General features: G+C 67.9%; 4 protein-coding genes. 3 read left to right on the top strand and 1 reads right to left on the bottom strand.

Annotated elements, in window-relative coordinates:
• The 3 genes from JMF90_RS23685 to JMF90_RS23675 all read left to right on the top strand — a co-directional run.
• On the top strand, positions 1-899 hold an 899-nt coding region (locus tag JMF90_RS23685; protein WP_201325493.1), incomplete at its 5' end, for a TIM barrel protein.
• A 56-nt stretch (positions 900-955) separates the two neighbouring features.
• Entirely contained in the window at positions 956-2,128 is a 1,173-nt protein-coding gene (locus JMF90_RS23680) for a Gfo/Idh/MocA family protein (protein ID WP_201316838.1), read from the top strand.
• A gap of 273 nt (positions 2,129-2,401) precedes the next feature.
• Positions 2,402-3,286 (top strand): MurR/RpiR family transcriptional regulator, encoded by an 885-nt coding sequence (locus JMF90_RS23675; RefSeq protein ID WP_077180236.1) that lies wholly within the window; start codon positions 2,402-2,404, stop codon positions 3,284-3,286.
• Between the two features lie 57 nt (positions 3,287-3,343).
• On the opposite strand, the gene JMF90_RS23670 is transcribed toward JMF90_RS23675, so the two are convergent.
• Complete coding sequence (locus JMF90_RS23670; protein WP_201316839.1) at positions 3,344-4,864, bottom strand: CoA-acylating methylmalonate-semialdehyde dehydrogenase; 1,521 nt, start codon at positions 4,862-4,864, stop codon at positions 3,344-3,346.
• Positions 4,865-5,006 lie beyond the last annotated feature (142 nt).

The raw sequence follows: 5,006 nt of genomic DNA, 5'->3' as shown, positions 1-5,006 counted from the left end.
TGTGCTGGGGCGTCGACGACGTGAAGAACCCGCACCTGCCGCCGTGGCGGCACGTGCTCGCCGAGGCTGCGCAGGCCGGTTACTCGGGCATCGAGCTCGGGCCGTACGGCTACATCCCGCTCGAACTCGACGTGGTGAGCGCCGAGCTCGAGCGGCAACGCCTGAGCATCACCGCCGGTACGATCTTCGACGATCTCGTGGCGCCGGAGAACCTGCCGAACCTGTTGCGCCAGACGCGCGAGATCTGCGCGCTGATCACGCGGCTGCCGAAACTGCCGACGCAGGACGGCCAGCGCTACGCGGCGCCGTACCTGGTCGTGATTGACTGGGGGCATGAAGAACGCGACTACGCGGCCGGCCACGGCGATCGCGCGCCGCGGCTGTCCGGCGCACGCTGGGCCGGCATGGTCGAGCACATCCGGCAGATCGCGACGATCGCGCGCGACGAATTCGGCGTGCGCACGGTGATCCATCCGCATGCGGGCGGCTACATCGAATTCGCGGACGAGATCGACCGGATCGTCGCCGACGTTCCGGCCGACACGGCCGGCCTCTGTCTGGATACCGGCCACCTGCATTACTCGGGCATGGACCCGGAAACCTGGCTGCGCCGCCATGCGGCGCGCCTCGACTATGTGCACTTCAAGGACATCGACGCGGGCGTGTACGACGCGGTGATGGGCGAGCACATCGCGTTCTTCGCCGCGTGCGCGCGCGGCGTGATGTGCCCGATCGGCACCGGCGTGCTCGACTACCGGTCGATCCGCCACGCGCTCGACGACATCGGCTACGCCGGGTACATCACGATCGAACAGGAGCGCGACCCGCGCAATGCCGGCACGAGCCTGCGCGACGTCGCCGCGAGCCGCGCGTTTCTCGCGTCGGCCGGCTTCGCATGATGCATCGCGCGTTGCACCCCCGAACCCCCTGAACACGGACCAGGAACACCACCATCATGATTGACGGACAGATTCTGCTTGGACATTCGATTCGCTGGGGCACGGTCGGCGGCGGGCTCGGCAGCCAGATCGGCTACAGCCACCGGTCGGCCGCGTTGCGCGACGGCAGCTTCCAGCTGGTCGCCGGCGCGTTCGATATCGATCCCGAACGCGGCCGCCAGTTCGGCGTGAAGCTCGGCGTCGCCGCCGAGCGTTGTTATCCCGACTACGCGACGATGTTCGACGCCGAGGCGCGCCGCCCGGACGGCATCCGTGCGGTGTCGATCGCGACGCCGAACAACACGCACTTCGAGATCTGCCGCGCCGCGCTGAACGCGGGGCTGCACGTGGTCTGCGAGAAGCCGCTGTGCTTCACGACCGAGGAGGCCGAGGCGCTGCAGCGGCTGTCGGTCGAAAAGAACCGGATCGTCGGCGTCGCATACGGCTATTCCGGACACCAGATGATCGAACAGGCGCGCGAGATGATCGCGCGCGGCGATCTCGGCGAAATCCGCATCGTGCAGATGCAGTTCGCACACGGGTTCCACAGCGAGGGCGTCGAGGCCGCGAGCGCGGCCGCGCGCTGGCGCGTCGATCCGAAGTTCGCGGGCCCGAGCTACGTGCTCGGCGACATCGGCACGCATCCGCTGTACATCTCCGAGGTGATGGCGCCGGAACTGAAGATCCGCCGGCTGATGTGTTCGCGGCAGAGCTTCGTGAAGAGCCGCGCGCCGCTCGAGGACAACGCGTTCACGATCATGGAGTACGACACCGGCGCGATCGGCTACGTGTGGTCGAGCGCGGTGAACGCCGGTTCGATGCACGGGCAGAAGGTGCGCGTGATCGGCTCGAAGGCGAGCGTCGAATGGTGGGACGAGCATCCGAACCAGTTGCGCTACGAAATCCAGGGGCAGCCCGCGCAGGTGCTCGATCGCGGGATGCCGTACCTGCATCCGAACGCCACGCGCGAAGACCGCATCGGTGCCGGGCATCCGGAAGGGCTGTTCGAGGCATGGTCGAACCTGTACGCGCGTTTCGCACTCGCGATGGATGCGGCCGATCGCGGCGACGCCGCAGCGGTGAGGGCCATCCGCATTCCGGACGTCCACGCGGGCGTCGAGGGCGTGCGCTGGGTCGAGAATTGCGTGCGTTCGGCCGATGCGGGCGGCGTGTGGGTCGACTATCGTTGAACGGAGGCAGGTCGGCTGCACCACGCTTCGCCGTGGTAGCCGGCCTTGGTACACACCCTGATCTTTACGGCGCAGCGAGCGCGTTGGACAATCGTTTCCAGTCTTGCCGTGGAGCGTGTGCAAGTGATGACCGAGCGCGTGGGAGCGAGCCGGCGGCGCGGGTCGTGCCGCAAACGTGATTAAATTCGCCCTTCATGCATGTATCCAGTCGAGCCCCGGGCCGCGCCGGCCAGCCGCGCGCGCGCATCGGGGCCGTCAACTTCGCGCTATCCGATGAGCTCATCCGAGAAACCTCCCGCCACCGTCGAGGCGTTCCTGCAGCACCTGACGCAGGAGTACGACGGCCTCAGCAATCGCCTGAAGGTGATCGCGCGCCACGTGGAAACGCATCGGGACCAGCTTGGGCTGGAAGGCATCCAGTCGCTCGCGGAAGCCTGCGGCGTCCAGCCGTCGGCCGTCGTGCGGTTCGCGAAGCACTTCGGCTTCTCCGGTTTCTCCGAGATGCAGCGGTTGTTCCGCGAGGGGCTCGCGCAGCAGATCGCGCCGGGGCGTGCGTACAACCTGCGGCTGCGCGACGTGATCGAGGCCGGCTCCTCGAGCCTGCAGCCCGAACAGATCGCCGACGAATTCATCAAGGGCAGCATTGCCGGGATGCAGCAGTTGCGGCAGACACTCGATTCGCAGGCACTCGCGCAGGCCGTCGACCTGCTCGCCGATACGCAGGCGATCTGGATCGCCGGGTCGCGGCGTGCGTTTCCGATCGCCGTGTATCTCGACTATGCGCTGCAGCACACCGACAAGCGCATCGGGCTGTTCGACGCGCTCGGCAGCATGCATCTCGGCCAGATCCGCTCGGTGCGCGAGGGCGACGTGATGATCGCGATCTCGTTCATGCCGTATGCGGACGAGACCGTGCAGGTCGCGCAGCAGGCCGCGCAGCGCGGCGCACGCTTGATCGCGATCACCGACAGCCGGATGAGCCCGCTTGCGCGGGAAGCGGAAGTGACGCTGATGGTGCAGGACAGCGCGACGTTCGGCTTTCGCGCGCTGACGGCCACGATGGGCCTTGCGCAGAGCCTGTTCGTCGCGCTCGCGTACCGGCTCGAGCTGTCGTACCTGCCGACCGCCGACGGCGCGCACGGCACGAAGGCCGGTTGATCCCGACTGCCGGTGCGCCGCCCGCCGAACGGATCGGCGGAGGGCGCACCGGCCGGCTTACTTCGCGGTCGGCATCGCGAACTCGGCGCCCTTGCCGATGCTCGACGACCAGCGCTGCATCACCGACTTCTGGCGCGTGTAGAAGCGCACGCCTTCCTCGCCGTACGCGTGCATGTCGCCGAACAGGCTCTTCTTCCAGCCGCCGAAGCCGTGCCACGCCATCGGCACCGGAATCGGCACGTTGATGCCGACCATGCCGACCTGGATGCGCCGCGCGAATTCGCGCGCGATCCCGCCGTCGCTCGTGAAGCACGACACGCCGTTGCCGAACTCGTGCGCGTTGATCAGGTCGACCGCCTCGCCGAAATCCTTCACGCGCACGCAGCCGAGCACCGGCCCGAAGATCTCTTCCTTGTAGATCCGCATGTCGGGGCTCACGTGGTCGAACAGTGTGCCACCGGTGAAGAAGCCGGCCTCGCGGCCCGGCACGCGCAGCCCGCGGCCGTCGACCACCAGTTGCGCGCCTTCGTTCACGCCTTGCTCGATATAGCCTTCGATGCGCTTGAGCGCTTCGCCGGTGACGATCGGCCCCATCTCGACTTCCGGCGACATCCCGTCGCCGATCACCAGCTTGCGCGCGCGTTCGGCCACGGCCGGCACGATCTTGTCGGCCACGTCGCCGACCAGCACCGCGATGCTGATCGCCATGCAACGCTCGCCGGCCGAGCCGTACGCGGCGCCGATCAGCGCATCGACCGCCTGGTCGATGTTCGCGTCGGGCATCACGACGAGATGGTTCTTCGCGCCGCCGAGCGCCTGCACGCGCTTGCCCGACTGCACCGCGCGCTGCTGCACGTAGGCCGCGATCGGCGTCGAGCCGACGAAGCTGACGGCCTGCACGTCCGGGTGATCGAGAAGGGCATCGACCGCGCCCTTGTCGCCCTGCACGACGTTGAACACGCCGGCGGGCAGGCCGGCCTGCGTGAGCAGGTCGGCGATGAACAGCGCGGCCGACGGATCGCGCTCGCTCGGCTTCAGCACGAACGTGTTGCCCGTCGCGAGCGCGACCGGGAACATCCAGCACGGCACCATGCACGGGAAGTTGAACGGCGTGATGCCCGCGACGACGCCGAGCGGCTGGCGCATCGTCCAGTTGTCGATGCCGGTGCTGACCTGGTCGGTGAAGTCGCCCTTCAGCAGTTGCGGCACGCCGCACGCGAATTCGATGATGTCGATGCCGCGCGCGACTTCGCCCTGCGCATCCGAGAACACCTTGCCGTGCTCAGCCGTGATGATCGCCGCCAGCGTGTCGCGGTGCTCGTTCATCAACTGCAGGAAGCGGTGCAGCACGCGCGTGCGGCGGATCGGCGGCGTGTCGGCCCAGGCCGGGAACGCCGCGTGGGCCGACGCGACGGCCCGTTCGACTTCGTCGTTGCCGGCCAGCGCGACGCGCCGCACCGCGCGACCGAGCGCCGGATTGAAGACGTCCTGGAAGCGGCCGCTGCGGCCGGCGACGGGCGCGCCGTCGAGGTAGTGGCCGACGTCGGCGTCGGACGTATAGGCGGGAACCGTGGTCATGCGTGTCTCCTGGGGATGAGGGGCAACAGCGCCTAGTCTAGGGAAACCGGCAGGGCGGGAGAAGGCCGCGAAACTTGATTCACTGTTCAGAATTCTGAATAATCAATGGATGAATCAGCAAAATGTCCAGGCGCTCTGGCCG

Source organism: Burkholderia sp. E168m23, from assembly GCF_016586125.1.
In the GTDB taxonomy this organism is placed as follows: Bacteria; Pseudomonadota; Gammaproteobacteria; order Burkholderiales; family Burkholderiaceae; genus Burkholderia; species Burkholderia orbicola.
Note: the sequence above shows the minus strand (reverse complement) of the source record. Positions and strands in the feature narration are given on the sequence as shown.